Here is a 23,582-nt window from a genome sequence, read left to right as displayed (position 1 = left end):
CCTGTACCCATCCCGAACACAGAAGATAAGCCTGTCCACGTTCCGTACTGTACTTAAGTGCGCGAGCCTTTGGGAACTTCGGATCGCTGCTATGCTCACTCTATGAATTTTAACTCTAATTCTAACGACTACAGCTCTTTAATTAGTTTGTACTCTGATTCTATTCTATCACCATCTATTAAAGCTTTGAATTTGAAATAGGTGTAAAGAAGATTTCACAGCAGTATCTTTTAAAGAAATATCAGCAATCTCTGTCTGCCTTTTTCTTTTCAGCCATTTTCTTCAGTTGCTCGTTCATAGCAATGAAACCTTTTTCCGTATCTCTTTTTATAAGAAACATTAAAACTGGTGCCAGCACACCAGTGAACTTTTCACAGTTTATGAAATGAACATTTCCATTTTCCTTTTCCTCTATCCTTAACATATGCTCGCCATCAAATATTCCCTTTATAATAAAATGGCCTTTCCAGCGTATTTCCTTATTTTCCTCCACGTTAAGTACCAGAGGCTTGAGATTGAATCCGAAGGAATTATTAGCTTTAAACTTTGCATCAAGGACTTCCCCAGCTTTCAGTTTACCAGAAATGCTGGTGATAAAAGGATTCCAGTTATGATATTCCTTGAAATCACAGAGTATCTCCCATACATCCTTTGCTGATGCTTCAATATCAACAGTTGTACAAATCCGCTTCATAGTGATCTATCGTGAATCGTAAAAAAGTCAAGCAATTTAAAGAGCATTGAATTTTTTGAGGTCTGCATAGTGCTGTTTTTGTTCATGGTAGATGTTTCCTATAGATACAAACGTAAATAAAACATAAAGCAGAGTACCTATAACAGGCAGACTGGTAAGCAACAATATTACAAATACGCCAACGATCAGGTCCATCCATGGGCTTGAATGCTTTCCAAATTTCCTGAATATTGCATTGCCTATCCAGATTCCAGCAAGGAAGCGTGCAGCATACAGTTCGAAGAACGTTATACATAGTAATGCTATACTAAGTGGTATACCTATCAAGCTGATAAATAGGAAAAATGCGGCTATAAAAGCTGTAAAGACAAGTATAAGACCAATTGCTAGGTTCTTTACGGGTTCTTTTGGAATGCTTTCAGCTACATTTATTGTCCGGTTTGGCCAGATGGCAAGGGACACTAGTCCAAGAATCACAAGAGAAAGATATTTTATTACCCACCAGAATACAGAAAATCCCTTCTCATCCTCTTTTTCCTGATAGAGGGAAGTCACATTGCTGGCATTGATATTCTCGGGAATAGCAGATTCAGAAGAACTACGATATTTTAATTTACCCCCTACATCTGCTGTCGGGTCCACATATAATTTCCCTGTTGATATGTCGACATTTTTACCAATTTTACCATAAATATTGAGAGCCTCCATCCCGCCTGTGACATTACCAGCCACATTTCCGGAAAGAGTAGATTTCCCAACACCCATAGATAGATCACCACCTATGGAACCGGATCCGGCCAGGTCAAAATCTCCACTGGCAACAATTACATCATCACCAACATTACCTTTTATAGAGATCGTGCCCCCCAAAGCCCTTACATCATCCCCCACAACTCCATCTATTGTCACTTCGCCAGCAGCAACAATCAGGTCCTGCGTGATATTCCCTTTGACTGTCACATTACCAGCAGCAGCAACCACATCTCCTATGACAGTCCCTTCTATTATCACATTCCCACCGGCAACATACAGATCATCTTCTACAACATTGTCAATTATAATATAAGGATCATCACTGCTTAAAGCTGTAAAAGCATGTACTGGCTGTATACACACAAGTATGAAAAAGACCAATAGAGCATAAATGAATGAATTTTTCATTTAATTCTCCTTGCTTAATTATTTGCATGGAGTTTAAGATTTAAATGTTTAGCGTTTGGTATAGGATCAAATTATAAAGAAAAGTAAAAGAGGTCCAAAACCTCAATTTTCAAATGCAAGTGCATCCTTTGGACAAATATCAATGCATCTGCCACATTTAATGCAATCTCTTTTTGAGAGACTCTTGCGTACATCCAACTGCATTGGACACACTTTATCACATTTCTTGCAGTTGATGCATTTCTCATCATCAAGAATAATTTGGTATTTATCTTTTCCTAAAATGTGTTGCAGCGTTCCCATTGGGCAGAAAGTACACCATGTTCTGGGATTGATGGAAACACCAACTAATATGGCTACTGTAGTGGTTGTAAGACACATTATCACAAAGACCATACCAATCTGATTGAACAATCCATGTGTCTGCAGCAACCTGTATCCCATAAATCCCATCATAATTAGGAATATAGGAATCCTTATCCAGAGACTTCTGAGCACTGGAGGGATCTTTTTGTTCTGGCTAATCTTGCCTACCCAGAAATCATTGAAACTACCTCTGGGACATAGATTTCCACAGAACCACCTTCCTCTGAAAGGACTGATGATCAGCAAAGTGGCAAATACCAACAGCATGAAGTATCCCAGAACAGGATACCACAAACCTGCAATGGATACGATAATTACAAGTATTCCAAGATATGGAGTAATTTTTAGCATTTTTTCACCAAGGCAATGTTTTTAGTTTTCAAGAGACTGCAACAATATTCTGTTCTTCTTCCCATACGATCAGTTCTTTTTCCACACGGTCGACCCAGCTATGGATGATCTCCATGATAAGTTCTCTTATCTCTCTCTTGCTCCTGATCCTGTAGACGAAGAAATATCCTCCGCCTTCCAGATTATTCTGTGACTTTTGCAGCACCTTTTTTTCAGTGAGCTTCTTCGCGCTTCTCTGTACTGTGGATATATCAAGGGAAAGATCTGTAGCTATTTGTTCGGTGGTGAACCATCTGGTATTGTGTTTCAACATATATTTCAGAACCAGAAGTTCTGCTTTTGTCAGGTTAAGACCACACTTGATGACAGCTTCGATCTGGAACTCCTTACATGCAAAATCTACCATACTGATACCTCAATACACTTACAGTACTGCAATATTGTAGCAGCATTATATATACTGTTTCAAGTACTGCAAAATACTGAGTAATAATGGAGGTACTGTTAAGTGGTCTAGTTATGAATTTCAAGTCGAGCCAATTTATCTGCAGTCATGATTTCGTGTACTGGGGTGTCAACTTTTTCTCAAGTCTTGTAAAAGAATAATCTATTAGCAAGGCTAAAACAATTGCTGGTATAGCTCCTGAGAGTAGTTTACCAGTGTTATAACCTATAAGTCCTTGAAATATAATCTCTCCCAATCCACCACTACCTATGAATGCTGTAAGCACAGCTATGCTGTTAGCCAGTATAGCCGCAAACTTGATACCTGCAAACATGGCAGGATATGCATTTGGAAGCCTGATGTAACGCTGTATCTGCCATTCGCTAAGTCCAATGCCGTTAGCATAGTCTATGAGTGCAGGATCCACACTTGTAAGACCAATATATGTGTTTTTAATAATAGGTAAAAGCGCCCTCAGCATTATGGCTATTAGCGCAGGGACAAAACCAATTCCCAGAAAAGGCACTACTATAGCGATCACTGCAAAACTGGGTACAGCCTGCACAAGATTTGCAAAGTTCATTACAACTGAGGCAAGTCTCTGGTTGTAGAGGGAAGCAAATACAAGAGGTAAAGCTATCAGGATGCTTATCAGCAATGTGGTGTATACGAGCACGATGTGTTCCCATGTTGCTTCCAGTATCATTGCTGTGGCTGCCATATACCATACCTCTCATGCAGTTTCTTTTCGATACTGCCAGCTGCAAGATCTAGTATGACAGCCAGTATTCCCGTCCATAGGCCTGCTAGCAGTATAGCATCTTTCTCATAAAGCTGGATACCATTCTGGATCACTGTTCCAAGTCCCCCCGCCGCCACAAGTCCTCCCAATGTTACAACCCCCATGGTGAACACCAGAGCTATCCTTATCCCCCCAGCTATGAGAGGCAGAGATATGGGAATTCTAACTTTTAAAAGTACTTCGCGTGGTGAGAGGCCAATAGCCTCAGCCACATATATGTATTGGTCGTCTACACCCTTAAGGCCGATATAGGTGTTCCTTGCGATTGGTAATATTGAGTAGATGACCGAAGCTGCTATAGTGGGTCCTGTGCCCAAGCGCAGCAGAGGCAAAAGAATAACTATCAACGCCATATCTGGTATTGTTTCCAGAATATTAAGAATATTAAGTGTCGGAGAAGCTATATTTGGTTTTGAGTATATTAATACTCCAATAATTACGCCTATAATCACTGATATTATGAGGGAAATGCTAAACATTTGTAGATGTTCAACGGTACGCATCGTCATCAAATGTTCATCCCACAGCGCTGCGATTTCCCGGATCATCCTTGTCCTCTTTCTTTTATCTTTTTTAGTTTTTAAATAAGTTTTAAAAGCACTTCATCAGATACTAGCACTCCCCTGGGTGCATCCCCATTCATAACCATTGCCATGTACTCTCCACTCTTTTTCATTTCAGATAGAGCTGATGCCACTGAGTCCTGTGGAGCAAAGACCTTCATTGGTTTTGCTACTTTTTTAATCAGCGTGTACTCATCCTCACTTTTTAAGAGGTCTATCATCTCCACTTTGCCAACAAGTACATTATTTTCAAATACAATCCCTATCTCTGTGTCCCTTTCTTTCATGGTCTGCACCGCGCCACATATATCCATACTTGCATCCAGTAGATATTTTGTATCGAGCGGTGTCATCAGGTCCTTCACATTTAATATATCCATGTGCTTGAACTTCCGTTCTGTATCCACTATATCAGCAACAAGGTCGTTCACTGGCTCAAAGATGAGTTCTTCCGGAGGACCCACCTGTACAAGCTTGGCATTGTCCATTATGGCTATTCTGTCGCCTAGTCTGAAAGCCTCTTCTATATCGTGGGTAATGAACACAATGGTCCTTCCGATCTCCTTCTTGATATCCAGGAATTCTTCCTGTAACTGCTTTCTCAAAATAGGATCCAGAGCCCCGAAAGGTTCATCCATTAAAAGAAGTGGTGGATTCATGGCAAGAGCCCTTGCAAGCCCCACTCTCTGCTGTTGGCCTCCGCTTAGTTGTCGTGGATATCTCTTTATAAACCTGTCTGGAGGCAGGGATACAAAATCCAGCAGATAGCGTACTCTTTCAGTTGTTCTTATCTCGTCCCATCCCTCAAGTTTTGGGACTAGACCCACGTTTTCCCCGATAGTCATGTGAGGAAAAAGACCGATGTTCTGTATCACATAGCCAATGTTCCTCCTGAGGCTTACCGGATCTAACTTCATAATGTTCTGTCCGTTTATCAGGATAGTCCCCGTATCCGGTTCTATCATCCTGTTGATCATTCGAAGCGTTGTAGTCTTCCCGGAACCGCTTGGTCCGAGGAGGACCAGCAACTCCCCTCCTTCTATATTAAGGTCCAATGAGTCCACAGCAAAACGCGAACCGTATTTCTTACTCACAGCCTGTAGTTCAATGGACTCTATCCTTTCAAACAATCTTTGTGTGCGCATTGTTTGTTTCCGGGTATTGTTTTGAAAAAAAGAATAGAATAGTCTTATCCTTCTATAAGTCCTTCCTGGATAAGAAATTCTTTTGCGATATCCCTTGGTTCCATCTTCTCCACATCGAACTTGTAGTTCAGACTCCTCATGGTGTCGGTGTCGATTCTACCTTCCAGTTTCTTTAAAGCTCTCGCAGCATCAGGATTGTTTGTAGCAAATTCCTGTGTCATAATGTATATTGCATCATAAGGAGGCAATGCATTCTTATCATCCTTTAGCACCCGTAGATCAAAAACCTCGTTCCTGGTGTCAGTAGTGTATGCAGATATAGCGTCTACCTCATCGATCTTGATCGCCTCATACATTACTGTGGCAACGGCCTGCTTGTAATCCTTGAACTCTATGCCATATACATCTTTTATACGAGGCAGTCCGTCCTCACGGGTGGCGAATTCCGGATCAGTTCCTATCGTCATCTGAGGTGCATATTTCTTGAGATCACTGATATTTGTGATATTATTTGCCTCTGCCCAAGCCTCTTTTACTGCAATTGCATAAGCATCTTCGAATCCCAGAGTACTGACCACCTCAATATTGTCTATCTCTTTCAATCCCTTTTCTGTTTCATTAAATACAACTTCAGGGTCCCACACATCAAGTGGTGGTTTCTTCAGGATCTGGCTGTAAGCAGTTCCTGTGTACTCCACGTAGGTGTTTATCTCGTCCTTCTTCAGCGCTTCATAATTGACAAAAGTTCCTCCAAGCCCTTCTATTACTTTAGTTTCATAGCCAGCATCTTCAAGCATAAGAGCCGCCATGTGGGCAAGTATATAAGATTCCTGGAAAAGTTTAGAGCCTATCACCACAGTAGGCTTTTCTGCAGGTGCATTAAGCTTGTTCTCAGAGCAACCGCTTACGATCAAAGCAACAATTATAAATAATACCACCATGACAGACTTTTTCATCCACACACCCCACACCCGGGTTATTATTTATCCTGAACCCTTATCTGAAATTAAGATTGGCCTTATTCCTTAAGGTGCTGTATCTTCCGGAAGTATTTGTCGATCTCTTCCCAGTTGACTATGTTCCAGAAAGCATCTATGAATTTTCCTCTTTCATTCTTGTAATCCAGATAATAAGCATGCTCCCATACGTCTATAGCCATGAGGATCGGGAAATCCGGAACCAGATTTACATTATGCTTTTCTATCTGCATGATCCCCAACCTTTTGGTGTCATTGCAGAAGGTGAGTGCTGCCCATCCAGAGCCTTCCACGGTTGATGCTGTCTGGGTGAACTCCTTTTTGAAACGCTCGAAATTTCCAAAGTCTTCCTTGATCACTTCAGCCAGTTCACCTATGGGCTCTTTTGTCGCATTTCCTGCAGGTGTCATTTCCCACCAGAAATAATCATGGAGCACATGACCACCCAGATTAAAGGCCACAGCTTTCGCAGTTGCTTTGTAGTCAAAATCTGTACCTTCCTTTCTGGCCTTTTCCATCATCTGCAACAGTGAATTGACATTACTGACGTAAGCCTGATGATGTTTATCATGGTGTATACGCAATTGCTCTTCTGAAATATACGGTTCAAGGTCCGCATAACCATATTTCAAAGCTGGTAACTTGTACAGTTCTTTAGCCATAGTATCTTCCCCCTTATTCATTGGCTAATCCATCTGTATTCTAATATTGGGTATGTACCATTAATGACAATCCCACATACAGACACTGCTAACCAATTTCCTTATACTGAATTCATAAAATGTTTCCGGCTATTATGCTGCAAAACTTCCCACAAAGTTTCAGGTGCAACATGTAGCCCTATACATAGCATTAAAAAGGCTTCTATTTATACTTATGGAGCGATTACTCCATACTAGATATATCTATCATTATCAGCAGGCTGAAATTGGTACTTCTGATTATGTCGGACGTATAATATACGTTATGCCTCTGCTACTTCCTGCATCTTTTTCTCCTGCGCCTTCATCTCCTTGATCTCTCTGAGGCGGCGGATTGCAACCTCAAACAAGAACAATATCAGGGCTGCCAGGATGAAATACATCTTCTGGCTTACTGTCTCGTTGATATATTTTGGTTTTTCTCTTGCATCCTGAAGCAGCAGGGCCTGTGCTTCTCGCTTTGTGTATGTCTTTCCGCCATTGGACAAAATCATTGTTGCAAGATCTGGATTAACTCCTACATCCCTGTACTCCAGCGCATAGTTAACTGCTATTGGATATCCGGATATATAATGAACTCCCACCTGGCCAATGTCTGTTGTTGCCTCATAAGTATTCTTACCGGTAAGCGAAAGGTCAATATTTTCACTGCCATCAAGCTTGATGGTAGGCACGCCTTCATCATACATCGTAAGTTTAAGCTGAGCAGGAGTCCCGAACCATGTATCATCAGCTTCCAGTACAGCTCCTTCCTCAACCTGCGGATCACCGATGAGCCAGTTCATGGTGGATGAAGTGAGTTTGGAGTTATTACCAGAGTACATCTGGGTACTCCACATATTGCCGTTACCATTTCCATTATCTGTACTAAGAGAAGCTACACGTCCCAGGCCATATCTCCATACTGTGAGCACAGGTTGGCCTGTGGAAGTCAGGATCAGTCTGTCTGCACCAGGTTTTGGTGTAATATCATTGTATCCTGTGATGTTAGCTGAAATATTTACATTCTTAGTGATGAAATGCGTGGGATTGTATTTTACAAGGGTAAATGCGTTATAATCAATAGATTCATTTGTCTCTGGCTGTTCCAGCTCATCGAAGACAAGGTTAACCCGTTCCCCCGCCTGCATAGGGAAATACAGCCCTCCAACCTCATCCATTAACTGTTTTGCAAAGGCATTGCCGAATTTATCATACTGTGAAGGTGCCTTGGATTTGATATGTACGTAATATAGCTTTACACCTGCATCACTGAGCGCAGTGGCAACTTGCAGTGCTTCTTCATATCTTTGCTCGATGCCTCCATCAGAAACGATAACCACATCAAGTTCTCCCTCGCCGTCTGAGAGCCATTCCTGTGCAATAACCAAGCCTTGGTCTAAGGATGTTTCACTGGTAGATGCCGGTGTAAGTGTTTTTATTTTCTCTTCCAGCATATTTACATTAGAAGGAAGTCCCATGTATACCAGACCGCCTGATACATCCAGACCTTCTGTTCCAAACGCTATCACACCCACATTTGCATCTCTGAGATATTCATTCCTCAGAACAGCTATTCCATTGCCTAAAATATCACCCTGCGTCCCATGGGCAGAAGTGCTCATGGAAACATCAAGCACAAGTACCACATTTCTGCCGCCTTTCCATTCACTGGCCTTTGAATATACAGGCAATATACTTTCAAGGGATGAGTTAAGATAGTTTCCATAGTTATAGGAACTGTCACCACCTACAACATACAGGCCGTTTCCAGAGCTAACGTAATCTTCTAAATTCTGTATGTCTGAGTCTGAAAGCGAATTGATGTTCCTGTTATCCAGAACGACTGCTTTTTTATTGTCCAGATCTGTTAGCTCTGTGCCAACTGAAGTGTCATAAAGATTCAGCAGTATATTAGCCATGGGTGAGCTTGTATCATCGGTAATGAGCTGTATCTTTGGTTTTGGAACTACATATACGGTTTTATAAAAGACATTGTTGATGGGTTGGCTATCTTCTCCTGAAACCGTAATACTGGCAGTGATCGTATGGGCACCCAGAGAATCAAAGGTATGTGTTATAGGTACTGTTTTGGAATCGTCATCGAGAGTTATTGGATAATTGCTCATTTTTGGCTTGTCATCCACAAACATCTCTACCTGACAACTTATAGAGGAATTTCCTGCTTGCTGTACTATCAGATCAAACTGATATTCATTGTCAAGAACAACTTTCTTATCACCGCTTATGTATAAGCTCACATCATTTGTTTTTAATTCCGGAGTTACCGAGTATACCGTTGTCCCTGTATCTTTGGCAAAGTTAAGAGCTTCTTCCAGATCCTGACCCTTGTTGCTGTTGCCGTCAGAAACAATGACTATCTGATTATCTCCACGTGCATATTGCACAATGGCATCTCCAAGAGATGTGCTATCGCCTGTAAGCTTCACAACATTTGTAGGTGTATTTGCTGCCAGGGATTCATAAAGGGTTGTTGTTGTCTCCGTTTCGAAAAGCTCCATGCTTGAAGTTTCATCGGATATCAATACTATATCGGGATTTTCAGTGTTTGATACCTTGTTAACCACATTATATGGAGAAGCCAGAGCGATGACCAACAATGCAAGTACTATCATTCTGGATATTATCAGGCCCTTTTTAGCGCCTTTGCGGATCAGATAGATGCCTGCCGCCAGCACCGGCAAAATGAGCCATAACATGGCGGGATGCTCAAGGCTCACCATTACAGCTCACCTCTCTTTTTGATTATGTACAGTTCCAGAATGACCAATATGAATACCAATGCTATCATAATAGTATCCAGGTAATTTTTAGATTCGTATGTTGTTGCCTTCACAACAGAAGGCTCATCCTTGACAGATGCCCTGCTAATAACATCAGAACCATCAAGGGCAGTATCTGATTCCTTATCATTGTAGAGGTTAACAGCAATTGTCCTGCCTGCCACTTCATATAGACCAGCACTGCTGTAAAGCACTTTCTTTGTTATTTCCTTTCCATTGGGGGTGGTTATTTCCTGCTCCTTTGCCAGAGTTGAAACAGCTCCTGTCTTCAGGTTGTATTCAGAAATATCTCCGGAACCTCCCAGCCAGCCTACAAGTTTGAACCAGAACACAGGGAAATCAGGCAGGTTATGGAAATTGTTCCAGGAATTTTCTCCAAGCTGGTCACTGAATCCCACATACACAACAGTTCCTTCACCCACTGTTCCGTATGCGAGTATGGGTACATCTCCTTTCTCTGATACAATCAGAGTTGTTGTGTCTAGCCTTGCGGTTGCATTCAGATACTTATATACTGCTATCTCATCCAGGTCAAGATCATCAGTGAGCCTTGTGGACTGGTTCACTTTCATGCCAAGACCCTTTTCTGTTTTTGTTACGTTGGATGTCCTTACGGGTAACAGTTTCTGAAGTTCCAGGTCAGTACCCTGCGCAGCGAGGCTGTCACTTGCAATGAACACCGCCTTACCGCCACTGTTAATATAAGATGAAAGTAGTGAGATCTCGCTTGATGAAAGGGATTGGTTGGCTTTAGCAACAACTACTACACTGAACTGTGTCAGGTCTTGTGGCACTCCAGTAGCTGAAGTTGTCTGAATACCTGGCATAAGGGACACTGATGTCATCGATGGTAACAATGACTGGTCTGATACGAACAGGACACGTTTGTTAGAAACCTTTGGTACCGATACGTAAGCAATATTGTCCGCAGGTAAACTATCATCCCTGTTTATTTTGATAGTGGTGGTGCCTGTACTAAGATTTTGTAAAACGAACTGTTCTGTGGATTTTGCCTTTACTGTCAGGTCTATGCTATTGGTTTCACTATTACCATCAGTGTTAGTGATCTCTACGGGAATGTTCTGGTCACTATCTCCGTAGTTCTTGATCACGCAATTGTAATTATAACCGTTCTCTGTGGTCTCAAGCCGGCCCTGGATAATGCCTATGTTATCTGTGGTTTTGCCTATCTGCACAAACTCCACTTTTATGCTGTTTGATTCTGCAAGGTTCTTTGCAGATACCGGGTCTTCTCCTTCCCAGTTGGTAAAATCCGAGATCACCACGAGTCTGCCTCCGCCTTCAGACAGCAGCATTCTCATGCCTGTACCCATGGCAGCAGAAATATCTGCTACTGTAGCACCTGCTTTAAGAGAGGAAAGAGCTTCTTTGGTAGTAGTTGCATCCTGTCCTTCAAGCAATATCACAGGAATATTATGAGCAAGAACTATGCTGTTCTCCTTGCTTACATAGTCCCCTGCTTTGCTGGTGGCTTCCTGGAAACGGCTTTCTGTCTGCATGCTGGCAGACATATCTATCACGAGTACCGTATGCTCGTCGCTTAAGGGCTCGTTTGTGATTATATAAGGAGCGGCTGCGGCCAGTGCCAATAGAATAAGCACCAGCAATTGTATGAGGAACAAAGGATCTTTAATAAGTTTTGTAATAGAAGTGAAGAAACGCTTTTTTTCTTCCACCTGCATGAGGAACATCACAGATGGAATCTTCACCAGCAGAGGCTTTGGCCTTAGCAGATACAATATGATAAGAGGTATAACGCTTACCAAAGCGAGCAGGGCCAGAGGGGTTTCAAAGGGCATATCAGCGTCTCCTGCCTATTGTGTAAAGGAAAGCTTCAAAGATGGGTACATCTGTAGTAAAAGCATAATATTCCGCTCCCACATGGTAGCATGTATCTTTAATGCTGTTCATGTGGTCCATTAATTTGCGCTGATAATTATCCTTGAAGTTGTTGCCTACATACGTTTTAAGATCTGCATCAGTCTCAAGATCCTTGAACTTTGTATGTCCATGCACCTGAAGCTGAGCTTCTGTCCTGTCCAGCACCTGCACAAGAATAAGGTCATGATCCGAAAAACGATATATTGCGGATCTTATAGAATCCAGATCATCCATGAAATCCGATATGATGATCACAAGAGACCGTGAATGTATAGCGCGGCTGTATCTTATGATGCATTCATGTATGTCGGTCTTACCCTGAAGCTTTGTTGTTTCAAGCCGGTCAAGTGTTTGAAAAAGATACTTTTTTCCCCTGCGTGGTTCAGCTATATCCACATCCTGAGAAAAGGTGGAAATGGCGAACTTATCATTATCTTTTGTCACCATGTATGCAAAGCCCATTGCAAGCATCAGGCCATATTCAAATTTAGTGGTGTTTTTTTCAGGATAGTCCATACTCTTGCTGGCATCCAGCAGTATGTGTGCTGTGAGGGATTTATCTTCCTCGAATTGCCGAACATACAGTTTTTCGGACCTGGCATATACTTTCCAGTCAATGGATCTGGGTTCATCTCCAGGGTAGTATTCCCTGAACCCTACGGTATCTATGCCTTTGCCGCTGTTGACAGAGCGTCGGCTACCGGCATATACGCTGGATACTCTTTTCCTTACCATAAAGGAAAAACTGTCAAGCTGCCGGAAGAAATCCGCATTAATAGTATGTTTCCCGGGGTTCATGTCCTCATGGCCTTATTTTTTATTTGACCTGCGAAAGGATTCCCTTGATCATCTGATCTGCAGTAATGCCTTTTCTTTCTGATTCAAATGAAAGACCTATCCTGTGGCGAAGTATCGGATAAGCCATAACCTCGATATCTTCCTCACTTACGTAATTTCTGCCGTTGATCAGGGCGCGTGCCTTTGCTGCCAGGATCAGGCCTATAGAGGCCCTGGGGGATGCACCGTATTCTATGTGCTCGCTGTTCTGCCTTGTAGCCATAACTATTTTTACAGCTCTGGATTTTAACTGATCGGATATAGGCACTTCAGTGGTCAGTTTTTGCAGGTCGAGCAGTGTGTTCTTGTTCATGACTTTTCTGACCTGCGGAGAATCCATCTTAGTGTACCTTTCCACAATGCTGAGTTCCTGTTCATATGTAGGATAATCCAGCAATATTTTCAGGAGGAACCTGTCTAATTGCGCTTCAGGCAATGGGAAAGTTCCTTCCATCTCAATGGGGTTCTGTGTGGCCAGGATAAAGAAAGGCTTGTCAAGCAGATAGGTATCATTGGCGACAGTGATCTGTTTTTCCTGCATTGCTTCAAGCATTGAAGATTGTGTTTTTGGGGATGCACGGTTGATTTCATCGGCTAACACTATGTTAGCAAAGATTGGTCCTGCCTGGAATTTGAATGACTTGACTCCACCGTGCTCTTCTATGATGTTCGTTCCTGTGATGTCCGCAGGCATCAGGTCCGGTGTACACTGGATCCTGCTAAAGCGCAGGTCCATGACCTTTGCTATAGTAGAAATGGTCAATGTTTTCCCAAGACCGGGATTGCTCTCAACCAATGCATGCCCATTGCAGAGCATAGCGATGATCATCTGTTCCACATACTCTTGCTGTCCGACTACGACCTTACCGATCTCTGCGAATAATGCATTGAACATATCGCTGGCAATCCGGTATGTCTGTGACAGATTTCCTGCACTCATTTCACTGGAGTTCATCTCTGGTCTCCCTTACTTTCATGATAAATAGAATGTTCTGCATGGCATTATTTTCCTGCCATTTCTTCAAAATACTGTTTGATTATGCTTTCGTACCCTTCCGGCAACTCTTCGGAATATATAGACGAAGACATTACACCAATGTCGTATGCAGAAGAGGGTGTGAAATCCTCAGGTGTATTATTGGCCTGCTCTCCCTGTGTAAACCCTGTTCCTGAACCAGGTGGAAGAGTCAGATCAACTTGTTTTCCTTCCACCACTACAATTGCAGTTTTGCCGGTCAGATTCTCCTTAGTATTATCTGAATTATTTGTTGTCTGTTCCATTACAGCCAGATCAGAGCCATCGCCTTCGTTATGGGGTAATAATGGGCCTATGATATCCTGTGGTGTTGAAGATATACGGTATTCGCTTATACTTACATACGTAAGTAAGGAAATAGCAATCAACAAAGATAGGAAGCCAATATACATTCTTTTCTTGTTAAGGAAAACTGAAGGAATGACATTGGCAGATGCTTTTGCTACGTTTTCCTGCAGGTCTGCTACTACTATATTGTCCACTTCACGGTTATCGTAAGCAGTACTGAGTCTTTCTCGCAGCACAGGATATTTTTCTTCAACGAGATCTATTGTGCTTCTTTTATCATCTCTGATATGCAATATGAAAGTTAACAAAACTCCGCAAGCTACCGATATAATGAATAGAAAGATGGCAGGGTACGAAATACTTGCACCAAGGATACTTATCGATGCTGTGGAATATACCTCAAGTGCTGGGAATATTTCAAAGACCATTTCCATGTTAGTGATAAGCAAAATAGAATACACTAGAAATGTTATTGAAATAACATCAAGCAGCTTGTATAGCTTTCTGTATTTTGCAATAACTGTACTTATATCCCTGATGAAGTCTTCAACCTTCATGGCAATGCACTTGTCCTGTATACTGCTAGTCTCCTACTATTACATCATGACATAGGAGCCAAGCACTTTCATCATCCCTGCTTTCGGCAGAACGTTATTTAAAGCATCTTTTATAATAGTATCGCTTATATTTCCTGCAAAGTCAATGTAAAATACATAATCTCCCAGGATACGTTTTGATGGTCTGGATTCTATCCGGGTGAGATTGATCTTCCTGGTAGCGAATTCTCCCAACAGGTCATACAATGCTCCGGGTCTGTCCCTGTCAAGGTAGACTATTATAGATGTTCTGTGGGGTAAACTTGTTTTATCATTCTGTTCGATTGTATTTTTATCTCTATTCTTCCAGATAATGTCATCAATTTCCTGTTTCTTCCTGAAGACAATGAAACGTGTATGATTGTTATTGCAGTCCTGTATATCACAGAGCAGCACGTTCAGACCATACATACCGGCTGATTCTCTGGATGCTATAGCTGCCATTTCTTCAAACTCAGTGGCAAGCTTGGCTGCATGAGATGTACTGCCTGTGGTCCGTATCTCCGCATGGGGAAAGTGGCTTTTGATGAACTGTCTGCACTGTCCAAGTGCCTGGGGATGGGATAATATCACTCTGATATCTTCAATCTCCCCTTTAGACAGTAAACAGTGTTCAATAGGCACAACAACCTCTCCTATGATCTGGATATCATGTTCCAGGAGCAGGTCCAGGGTAACACCCACTGATCCTTCGATAGAATTTTCCACAGGTACAATACCTATGTCAGCTTCATTGTTCACTACTGAATCAAAAGTGTCAATGAAGTCGCCACAATACTTAAGGGATACATCTTTTGAGAAAGGGTGCTCTCTAGTAAGCCATAGTTGGGTAGCTTTATCCGAATATGACCCTCTGGGCCCAAGCACACCGATAATCATAATTGGCTAAATACAACACATGTTATATAATTGTGTAGGGGTATTTTGATAGGTATTCAGTTCATTTTGCCTTCACGGATATGTGCTGTTTCTATTCTCTGAAGAAGCCTATTTTGTTTTTTTTCAAGTTCGTTTGATTGTGCCATCGTACTTTCTATGGTTTTAATGATCTTATCTTTTTCCTGATCCTCTATATCTGCAGTGAAATCTGGCAGCTTTTTCAGGTCTTCCACTCCATGTTTTAAATTTTCTTCCTCTTCTCTGAGTGCATCAATTTCCATCATGAGTCTTTGTTTTCTGTTACCATCCAGAATGGTCTTGACTTTTTCTTCCATTGCTTTGTTCCGGTCATGAATACTTTCCATCGTATTTTTTATCTTATCCAGGTTCTCTGCCTCGATGGCGCGGTCGAAGATTATCTGCTCTGTGGTTTTTTCCAGTACACTTTTCTGGATATCTGCTTCGTAGGTACTTTCTTCTTCCGCAAGCGGTATGAATAGGTTATTTTCTTGAATCTGTCTCTGATTCATAAAAGTTGGAGAAACGATCTCAATGCTATCTCCATGAAGTGCATCCACTACATATTTCTTGAAATCTGAACTTGAGGTTATGAGGCTTCCAACATCTTTCTGAAGCCCACCGACTTTATATTTTATAGAAAAATCTCCCAGTTCTGTAATATGCACAAAGGGATTCTCAAGTTTTGCTTTTTCTGCTGCAAGAAGGAGGTTCTTTTCGATCTTTTTGCGCGGTACATTATAGCCAAGGGAAAGTTCTGTGCTGATAATGGTTCCTGATGTGCGGATGGTTTTAAGAGGATGAGACACAAGGGCAATATTGGGTATAGTTACAAGGTCTCTTTCTTGGGATTGTATCTGAGTATGCAGAAAATTTATTTCTGTGACCCTCCCGAATGTATCGTTTATCTTTATGTAATCGCCTATTCTGAAAGGCTTGATAAGCCGAAGCATAATACCTGCCATAGCATTGGATATAAAGGTCGAAGATGAGAATGCAATAGCTGCACCACTTACTATACCTAAAAGTGTGATCAGCAAATTCTTTGTGTCTATATCTAGAGGTAAAGTAAAAATAATAAATATGAGACCTACTACAAATATTGCAATCAATATCAATTGTTGAAATATTTTTTCCCGGTAGAAGAGCTGTTTCTCTCGAAAGAGATAGCTGAACACGATCAGGAGCAAGATGGTGATGATCAGCGAGAGAAAACTTAGAGTATATATAGTAAGATCAGCCATGCCTTTCTCCTCCCTTTTCAACGAGTAGCCTTTATATTATGGCATTAATATATAAAACTCATCTATTTTTGAATTATAAATTTGCTCCCATTTTCAATATATCTGCTGCTGATTTATAAGTTTCTGCCTTAGTGGGCACTTGCTTATATATTGCATTTTTATACGATAATCAGCACAATATTTATATAATTATTATGTAATATCCGTGGCAACATAGTTAGACAGGACAGTATCCATGGACAAAAAACAGAAAAAAGGAATTAATGAACTCATTTATGACAATGAGGCTTATGTTCCTTTTGCAATTATTGGCATATTCATCCTGTTGTTCTCATTACTGATGGCGGCAAATCTCACACGCATAGACTATCAGCTTGCTGAGGTGGTGTATTCCACTGATGCGTCGGATCCTCAGCATGATATGCTGGACATGGCATGTGCGGATATATCGCGATGCCTTAATTATGCAGGTATGGAGGCGTTAGAGTGGCAGGGAGAACATCCGATCATCCAGGCAGAATCAACATCCTTGGAGGCATGGAGTAATGATGGTTTTGTTGCCCGTCCTTTAAATAAAGACCTTGAACCGGGAGATACTTTGCAGGTACAAGTGGAGCTTCCGTCCAATGCCATAGGTGCAATAATTTCTCTGTTCAGCGATCAGGAAAGGGTGCTTACTGTATACGATGGCACTGGAAGTTTCAATATGAACTTCAACTATAACGAATCCCATAGCTTATGGGGAAGTTCTTCATTTGTGCAGGAAGTAAAGATACCCGAGGATGCATCATATTGTTTCGGATATGTTGTACTGAAGGTTGGAAATGATGTAGAGGCTACTGACTGGTTCCATGTGGGTACAAACCCCATCAAGGATATCGTTGCAGCACGTTTCAATGAGTTCATGGAAAACAATTACAGGCACGATGTTCATAAGGCAGGCAGATACATTCTGAATGTGAACGGGGACATCAGTCCTGACCAGATAATCATCGATAAGGTGAACGGGAGTTTGAGGCGAAGTATATCTCAGAGCCACGATGGCTATACTATTTATTATACACTTACTGTAAAGGACCTGAACTATACGTTAACTGATATCGAAACAGGCATAACAAACAATGGAAGTATGGATGTTTTTACGCCAGTGGATTCAAGAGAACCGCTGCTTGAACAGCTCACTACTGAATACGAGCAGGAACTTAATACGGGTGTATCACCGGATATTGTTCTTGGGCTGTCCAATATACGCTCTTTTACTTACGGACCTTGGCAGCATTATGCAGGCGGGCCACTGAATATTCTTACAGGTCCCTCCATAGCAGGGTCTGTGAATGCAGGCACAGTGTATGCCCAGAAACGTGTTTTTGATGCTGTGGATCCCTGGTCTTTGATGTACACAGGCTACTACAATGGAAAGACTATGTACTCTGATATAAAAAGAGATACATCAGGTTATGATTTGGAGAATGGTAATATTTCATCTTTCTATGATCATCTTGCTCAGAACGGTTCTTTTAACATGGATGTAGAAGAAAGTATGAGCAGTTCAATGGCAGATGCCGGTACGAGCCTGCAGCAAGTGGAAGATAATGCTTCAGTGACCATGGCGGTTTCCAATTACACAGAAGTTGTAAAAAACGGATGGATCTTTAATGACAGGATGTGGAGCCATGAAGAGCCAGATCTGATTCATAACGTGGCCAGTACAATATACAGTGCCAAGGTAATGCCGGAAATAATAAGAACTGGAGTAAATGACAGGCCTGCAATAAGGGATGTGCAGGTTGAGACGTTTTTTGATCCTGATACTGTAAGGCTCAGCAAGAGCTTTTCTTATTATCATCTGACATGGGATGCTGAATATGTTGTTTCATTATGGCATGATGGGGCCATTGTTCCGGGATATGCATTCGAGAACACAAGCAGAATAACCTACAGTGAGAGAATAATGAAACCCAGTTCAATTACTGATCTGGATATTGCCAACTGGCAGATAACAAATGCCCGCCTTAATCACCTTTCCACATCTCTGGAAAACCTCAAGGTCACACCAGTGATGATGTACGCAGGAAATGATGTTCTTCTTAACATGGAAAGGGAAGATGGTTACCTTAACAGTGAATCTCATTCCTTTGACTGGGACATCGAATATCTTGTGGAATTTGATGTATGTTCTCAGTGGGAGCTGGACTATGATTATGCCTATACGTACACAGGCGTGATAGACAACGGACACGATAATGAAAGGCTGGATAAGTATGACTCTGTACAGCAGTCGCATAAGGAACTTGAAACAGAGAACATTACTCTCGTTTATCACAAATGCTTCAGGACCAATACTTATGAGGGTCTTGAAGAGTATGTCCAGCCTATAGATTATGATTTCAGAAATACATCCGTGATAGTTGACGGAGCGGAACTGGCAGATACATGTTGCAGTGATGCTGCCGATAAGTACAGAGAATCTTATGTCAATCTCGTGCAGATAGAAACTGATTATCAAGAGTATCATAACGGCAATCATCTGCCCAGGCGGACTGTTGCATGCGATGTGCCAGAATGGCTTCCTGGTCTTATGACAGAGGAATTGCTCTCCATGCTGGATGAAATGGATGATACAGGCCCCTCACGTAAAGTCTCTCTTATGGGTGATAACCTGGGACGCAATCCTGCGGATCTCTTTTATGAAGCTGCACAGGACATGTCCTTTGAAATGGAAAACGAAAGGGAGGAATATGTGCAGGCTCAGGGTCATTTCAGTGGGAATAATTTCACTACCTGCAGCGATGCGGCCCGTATGATCGTAAGGAACGAGGCTTATGAGAATACAGTGCAGGAACTTGTGGGTAGCAATGCAAGAGTAAGAGACTCTTTAGACGGATATGTAAACGATGCTTTCCAGGAGGAAAAGGGATCTATGCTTTCAGATCTTCTGGGTGGTCTTTCGCCTTCTGAATTGCTTTTTGATAATCCTGCTTTGTCCATGGCAACAAATTCCCTTGCGCAGGATATGGGTGTGATGGATACCATGGAAGTGGTCGGCTGGCCTCACAGCAAATACAGCTGGACTGAGAACCTGACTCTGCTGGTGGATCAGTATCCTGACTATCTATACCATGATGAAGGATTTGACCTGCAGGAGCAGTTCGTATGGGAAGACGAGGTTACAGGGAAAACGATCTATCCTCTGGCAGTGCGTAACACATGTGTATTTTCCGGGGATGTAAGCGGTGAGGTTGCAGATATTATGCAAGGGTGCACTGATCCGGTAAAAACTGCTGTCTCAGAGCAGATGAGCAGCAGTATCTGTGAAGTGAACTCACAGGTGGACGAAGTGCTCATGCAGATGCAGGCTGAGGCTGTGAATCTGACACAGGCTGGAGTAAGCACAGATACTGCTCTGCTTCGGGACAATCAGACAAGGCTTGTGAATACCTATGCTGATCAGCTTCGGGTAGATATTCCGGTGCAGATAAGCAGACAGGTGGCTGCTGATCCTGTGCTATCTACATGTATAGATCCTGACCTGGTGGAAATCCTGACACAACAGTACCTGAATTCTTTAAGTAATGAAGAGCTGGTAGCTATGACCTCGGACGACACTCTGGCAAAGGATCTCTTTGGTATGCTCAAGGCTAACATGGATTTGAATAGTGTCACAAATCGCGGAGAGGTTGATATTGCTATGCTGCGCCTTGAAGCTGACATGCAGATGGGCGTGTCGGATGGAGTGTGTGCAGCTATCGATGTGTGCCATGAGACCATTGATGAATGTTTCTCTAACATCGATAATGAATTGCAAACAAAACTTGATGATTCAGCTAATAAACTGACTGGCAAAGCCGCAGAGAAAGTTGCAAAAAGAATTGAAACAGCTATGAGGTACGTGCCTGCTGGCCTGCCCTTGCTCCCACCAAACTGGGTATGCACGATAAATCTATGGGAATATGATGTGAAGGGCCGATACAAAACATTCCAAATCAGTGACATAGACAACGAATGTATCGTTGATCCGTTCCTTGGACACAAGGCACAGGCGTATGTGAGAGACAACCAAAGGGTAAAACATCCTACGCAAAAAAACATAGATGGAAGTTCCATATTCTTGGGAAGAAACTCCCCAATTTATTTTTCATTTAATGGTTACGCTGCAACAGTTGTAGGACCTGGACCAAAAGGAGTTGGAGACAAGATTGGTGGAAGGGAAGAAAAATCTCCAGGTTATGACAATTTTGAGCTACAATTTTGAGGTTAAAAAATGAATAACAAATTCATAGTTTTATTTTACATTCTATGTCTCTTAATTTTGCCTATCGTGGGATCAGCAGAAAGTCCCTACGGTAAAATTGATGTATATTTCAATGGAAAATTATATCCTGGTTCAGAAACCCCAAAGCCAGTTTTGAAGATTGGAGAGCCTTTCAAAGTTCGATTTGATGTTACTCCATATCAAAGATGTGAAATCTCTGCAATGCTGACAACTATTGATGAAAAAGATTTCAAAATAATTAATGGATCTACAAGTGAAATGAACAAATATACCGGTGGAATTATAGAAAAGAATGAAACAAAAACCTATGAATGGACTGTAGTTCCTACAGAAAATTGGGCTGGTGGCAGTGTACCACTAGATTTTGTCTACCAATTCGATGATTTGGATTCTTTTGATACACTAATCAGCGGCGAATTCACCGCCGCCTATGTAACCGTCAGCGAGGAGTACTACGATGGCGATTCAGTTGAATCATCAGCAGCAACTCCCTCAGAAGAGCCTGCAAAGACTCCTGGGTTCATTCTGTCTGTAGCTATCGGGATGTTGTTATTGGCTGGGATATGCAGAAGACAACTATGATCTTCTGCTCATCAATTGAAAATATTGGAACGTGCCGCCTGCGGCGGGGTTGTTGTTCTGGATAGGGAATTTGGTTTTAATACATTTGTTTGTCTGGTTTGTTTTCCCATTCCTTGAGCAGTTCCTGGCAGGCTTCTCTTTCAATGGTCATGAATTCTATTTCGGAGGGCTGTTCGCCTTTGAGGATGCGGTAGATGTTGCTATCATTAAAGCCGATGCTTGCAACTTCTTCAGTGGTGGTGCCGTAGTGGATGCGTTTGATCCCGGCCCAGCAGATAGCTGCCAGACACATGGGGCATGGTTGTGAAGTGGTGTAGATCTCGCAATCTGAGAGGTCGAATTGTTTTAGTTCCTGTGATGCCCTGCGGATAGCCAGTATTTCAGCATGGGCTGTGGGGTCTTTACTGCTAAGCACTTCATTATGGGCTGTGGCTATTATTTCCCCGTCTTTTACTATAACGGCTCCGAAGGGCCCTCCGTGATTGTTCTGCATACCTCTGCGAGCTTCATCAATAGCGATATGGATTAATCGGAACATTTTATATGATCATACTCCTTCCAGGATTGCAGTATGTATTTTAATATGGTTTGTAGATACAAAAATATATTCTTTTTAATGTTTTGTCCTTTATAAATGGGCGATGATTTAATAGACATATTTTTATAATATCAACTGTATATGTGAAGTGTCTTCATCCGATCGATGGCAAGGCCCTCCTTGTACTTACTCTTGCCATCATTCCCAATTCTAAGTTTCTGCTATTTTCACTTACTTTCCTCATTATTTTTCTTTATTTTAAGTAATATTCGGCGATATTTATCAGCGAAACCTACATATATTTAGATTAATATATTTACCTTGATTCATCGACATTGAAAAAGTGCTACAGGAGCCCGACATGTTAGTGAAGAAAAACGTAAAAGCATTGTGCATGGCATTTTTGAAAAACCCTCAAATCCGAACTACAATTTCAATAACATCGGAATGTGCTGATAACAATCAGATTTAATGTTTATGGAGAGAATATAATGACGACTAATATTATTACACTAAGACCTGACTCAATAAAGAACCTCAGAGGACTGGATGCAGAAACCAGGGGTAAAATAAAAGAAGGCCTCGGGGTTATTGAGCATGAGTCAGATAACAATAGCTGTATAAGATACGTTTGAAGTGGAATTATTTTCTGCTTCATCCGTAGCTTTATTAAAGCAGCTAAGATACTTTTTATTTTCACTCTTTTGTCTCTACTTCTACTTCAAGACCACCTATCCAGTTAGCTATGATATTGTAAGGTATGGCCATGATTATTCCTGAAATGAAGCCCATGATGCCGTAAAATATGGGTACGGTTATGATGACTCCTAGTCCCATCAGAAGGCCTGAAACTCCTCCTGCATATCCCATCATAGAACTAGGAACTACCATGAACAGACTCATCAGGAGTCCAAGTATTAAGCCAAAGAATGCATAGAGAAGGCCTAATATCTTAGCCAGTGATAATACATCGATGTTTGTTATTTTTACCATTTGCTTCATAGAAAACCCCTCTTGTATATTTTTATACAATTCTCTGAACCAGTTGTGGATCAAGCATCAAAAATAATTAAAGTGTATGATGCTTGGAAATCTCTAAGCTCAGCTTAATAGTCGACTTCGCTTTCAGGGATCCGCCTTAGCAGATTGTAATCTTTCTCAGTGATAGGTATTGCATTGAGCAGGATATTTCCTTCAGATGCCAGGCTTTGTGCTATTTCTCCAAGACTGCCCTTCTCTTCCCGGTTTTCAATGACGGGCTGTCCGTCTTCTATTTTTATCAATACTAATAGCCAGTATTTATTTTCCATCCTCTCGCTCCTTTATATCTCACTTCCTTGCAAGTAAGATAATTGCTGTATAACCACAGAAATTTCTAAGTAAGTACTTATTGTCTTCTTA

At 41.7% G+C, this 23,582-nt stretch carries 22 protein-coding genes and 1 rRNA gene; 4 read left to right on the top strand and 19 right to left on the bottom strand.

Annotated elements, in window-relative coordinates; translation table 11 throughout:
• Positions 1 to 95: ribosomal RNA gene (rrf, locus tag ACC612_RS13810) — 5S ribosomal RNA — on the top strand; the annotation flags it as partial.
• 146 nt (positions 96 to 241) lie between these two features.
• Here rrf and ACC612_RS13805 read toward each other — a convergent pair.
• The 16 genes from ACC612_RS13805 to ACC612_RS13730 all read right to left on the bottom strand — a co-directional run bounded on the left by ACC612_RS13805 (position 242) and on the right by ACC612_RS13730 (position 16,788).
• Complete coding sequence (locus ACC612_RS13805) at positions 242 to 694, bottom strand: SRPBCC family protein (RefSeq protein ID WP_371855179.1); 453 nt, start codon at positions 692 to 694, stop codon at positions 242 to 244.
• Between the two features lie 36 nt (positions 695 to 730).
• A complete protein-coding gene (locus ACC612_RS13800) occupies positions 731 to 1,855 on the bottom strand; it encodes a hypothetical protein (protein ID WP_371855178.1) in 1,125 nt (374 codons plus the stop codon).
• 102 nt (positions 1,856 to 1,957) lie between these two features.
• Positions 1,958 to 2,572, bottom strand: a complete 615-nt coding sequence (locus tag ACC612_RS13795) for a 4Fe-4S binding protein (RefSeq protein WP_371855177.1) — start codon at positions 2,570 to 2,572, stop codon at positions 1,958 to 1,960.
• A gap of 28 nt (positions 2,573 to 2,600) precedes the next feature.
• Positions 2,601 to 2,978 carry a helix-turn-helix domain-containing protein gene (locus ACC612_RS13790; protein ID WP_371855176.1) on the bottom strand — a complete coding sequence of 126 codons (378 nt, stop codon included), beginning with the start codon at positions 2,976 to 2,978 and terminating at the stop codon, positions 2,601 to 2,603.
• Between the two features lie 145 nt (positions 2,979 to 3,123).
• Positions 3,124 to 3,738: an ABC transporter permease gene (locus ACC612_RS13785; RefSeq protein WP_371855175.1), complete on the bottom strand. Its 615-nt coding sequence runs from the start codon at positions 3,736 to 3,738 to the stop codon at positions 3,124 to 3,126.
• Positions 3,720 to 4,367, bottom strand: a complete 648-nt coding sequence (locus tag ACC612_RS13780) for an ABC transporter permease (protein ID WP_371855174.1) — start codon at positions 4,365 to 4,367, stop codon at positions 3,720 to 3,722. Before ACC612_RS13780 ends, ACC612_RS13785 begins: the two co-directional genes overlap by 19 nt.
• A 32-nt stretch (positions 4,368 to 4,399) precedes the next feature.
• Positions 4,400 to 5,527 carry an ABC transporter ATP-binding protein gene (locus tag ACC612_RS13775; protein WP_371855172.1) on the bottom strand — a complete coding sequence of 376 codons (1,128 nt, stop codon included), beginning with the start codon at positions 5,525 to 5,527 and terminating at the stop codon, positions 4,400 to 4,402.
• Positions 5,528 to 5,571: 44 nt separating this feature from the next.
• A complete protein-coding gene (locus ACC612_RS13770; protein WP_371855171.1) occupies positions 5,572 to 6,483 on the bottom strand; it encodes a glycine betaine ABC transporter substrate-binding protein in 912 nt (303 codons plus the stop codon).
• A 62-nt stretch (positions 6,484 to 6,545) separates the two neighbouring features.
• Positions 6,546 to 7,166: a superoxide dismutase gene (locus tag ACC612_RS13765; RefSeq protein ID WP_371855170.1), complete on the bottom strand. Its 621-nt coding sequence runs from the start codon at positions 7,164 to 7,166 to the stop codon at positions 6,546 to 6,548.
• A 302-nt stretch (positions 7,167 to 7,468) separates the two neighbouring features.
• Entirely contained in the window at positions 7,469 to 9,928 is a 2,460-nt protein-coding gene (locus ACC612_RS13760) for a VWA domain-containing protein (RefSeq protein ID WP_371855169.1), read from the bottom strand.
• Positions 9,928 to 11,808 carry a BatA domain-containing protein gene (locus ACC612_RS13755; protein WP_371855167.1) on the bottom strand — a complete coding sequence of 627 codons (1,881 nt, stop codon included), beginning with the start codon at positions 11,806 to 11,808 and terminating at the stop codon, positions 9,928 to 9,930. Before ACC612_RS13755 ends, ACC612_RS13760 begins: the two co-directional genes overlap by 1 nt.
• 1 nt (position 11,809) lies before the next feature.
• Complete coding sequence (locus ACC612_RS13750) at positions 11,810 to 12,688, bottom strand: DUF58 domain-containing protein (protein ID WP_371855166.1); 879 nt, start codon at positions 12,686 to 12,688, stop codon at positions 11,810 to 11,812.
• A 19-nt stretch (positions 12,689 to 12,707) separates the two neighbouring features.
• The gene (locus ACC612_RS13745) at positions 12,708 to 13,682 is read right to left on the bottom strand and encodes an AAA family ATPase (protein WP_371855165.1); all 975 of its coding nucleotides are present in this window, start codon (positions 13,680 to 13,682) and stop codon (positions 12,708 to 12,710) included.
• A 47-nt stretch (positions 13,683 to 13,729) separates the two neighbouring features.
• Positions 13,730 to 14,608 (bottom strand): hypothetical protein, encoded by an 879-nt coding sequence (locus tag ACC612_RS13740; protein WP_371855164.1) that lies wholly within the window; start codon positions 14,606 to 14,608, stop codon positions 13,730 to 13,732.
• 39 nt (positions 14,609 to 14,647) lie between these two features.
• Entirely contained in the window at positions 14,648 to 15,526 is an 879-nt protein-coding gene (gene pheA, locus ACC612_RS13735) for a prephenate dehydratase (protein ID WP_371855163.1), read from the bottom strand.
• 56 nt (positions 15,527 to 15,582) lie between these two features.
• On the bottom strand, positions 15,583 to 16,788 hold the full coding sequence (locus ACC612_RS13730) for a mechanosensitive ion channel domain-containing protein (protein ID WP_371855162.1): 1,206 nt from the start codon (positions 16,786 to 16,788) through the stop codon (positions 15,583 to 15,585).
• A gap of 235 nt (positions 16,789 to 17,023) precedes the next feature.
• Between ACC612_RS13730 and ACC612_RS13725 the strand changes: the two genes are divergently transcribed.
• Entirely contained in the window at positions 17,024 to 21,040 is a 4,017-nt protein-coding gene (locus ACC612_RS13725; protein WP_371855161.1) for a hypothetical protein, read from the top strand.
• A gap of 9 nt (positions 21,041 to 21,049) precedes the next feature.
• A complete protein-coding gene (locus ACC612_RS13720) occupies positions 21,050 to 21,643 on the top strand; it encodes a sarcinarray family MAST domain-containing protein (RefSeq protein WP_371855159.1) in 594 nt (197 codons plus the stop codon).
• Positions 21,644 to 21,719: 76 nt separating this feature from the next.
• Here the strand turns inward: ACC612_RS13720 and ACC612_RS13715 are convergent, their stop codons facing one another.
• On the bottom strand, positions 21,720 to 22,181 hold the full coding sequence (locus tag ACC612_RS13715) for a nucleoside deaminase (protein WP_371855158.1): 462 nt from the start codon (positions 22,179 to 22,181) through the stop codon (positions 21,720 to 21,722).
• Between the two features lie 491 nt (positions 22,182 to 22,672).
• Here ACC612_RS13715 and ACC612_RS13710 point away from each other — a divergent pair, with 491 nt between their 5' ends.
• Positions 22,673 to 22,816: a hypothetical protein gene (locus tag ACC612_RS13710; protein WP_371855157.1), complete on the top strand. Its 144-nt coding sequence runs from the start codon at positions 22,673 to 22,675 to the stop codon at positions 22,814 to 22,816.
• 61 nt (positions 22,817 to 22,877) lie between these two features.
• Here ACC612_RS13710 and ACC612_RS13705 read toward each other — a convergent pair whose 3' ends face one another.
• Complete coding sequence (locus ACC612_RS13705; RefSeq protein WP_371855156.1) at positions 22,878 to 23,183, bottom strand: hypothetical protein; 306 nt, start codon at positions 23,181 to 23,183, stop codon at positions 22,878 to 22,880.
• 104 nt (positions 23,184 to 23,287) lie between these two features.
• Entirely contained in the window at positions 23,288 to 23,491 is a 204-nt protein-coding gene (locus ACC612_RS13700) for a hypothetical protein (protein ID WP_371855155.1), read from the bottom strand.
• Between the last annotated feature and the right edge of the window lie 91 nt (positions 23,492 to 23,582).

The organism is Methanomethylovorans sp. (assembly GCF_041447285.1).
Lineage (GTDB): Archaea > Halobacteriota > Methanosarcinia > Methanosarcinales > Methanosarcinaceae > Methanomethylovorans.
The sequence above is the reverse complement of the archived record's forward strand: the minus strand, read 5'-3'. Positions and strand labels throughout refer to the sequence as shown.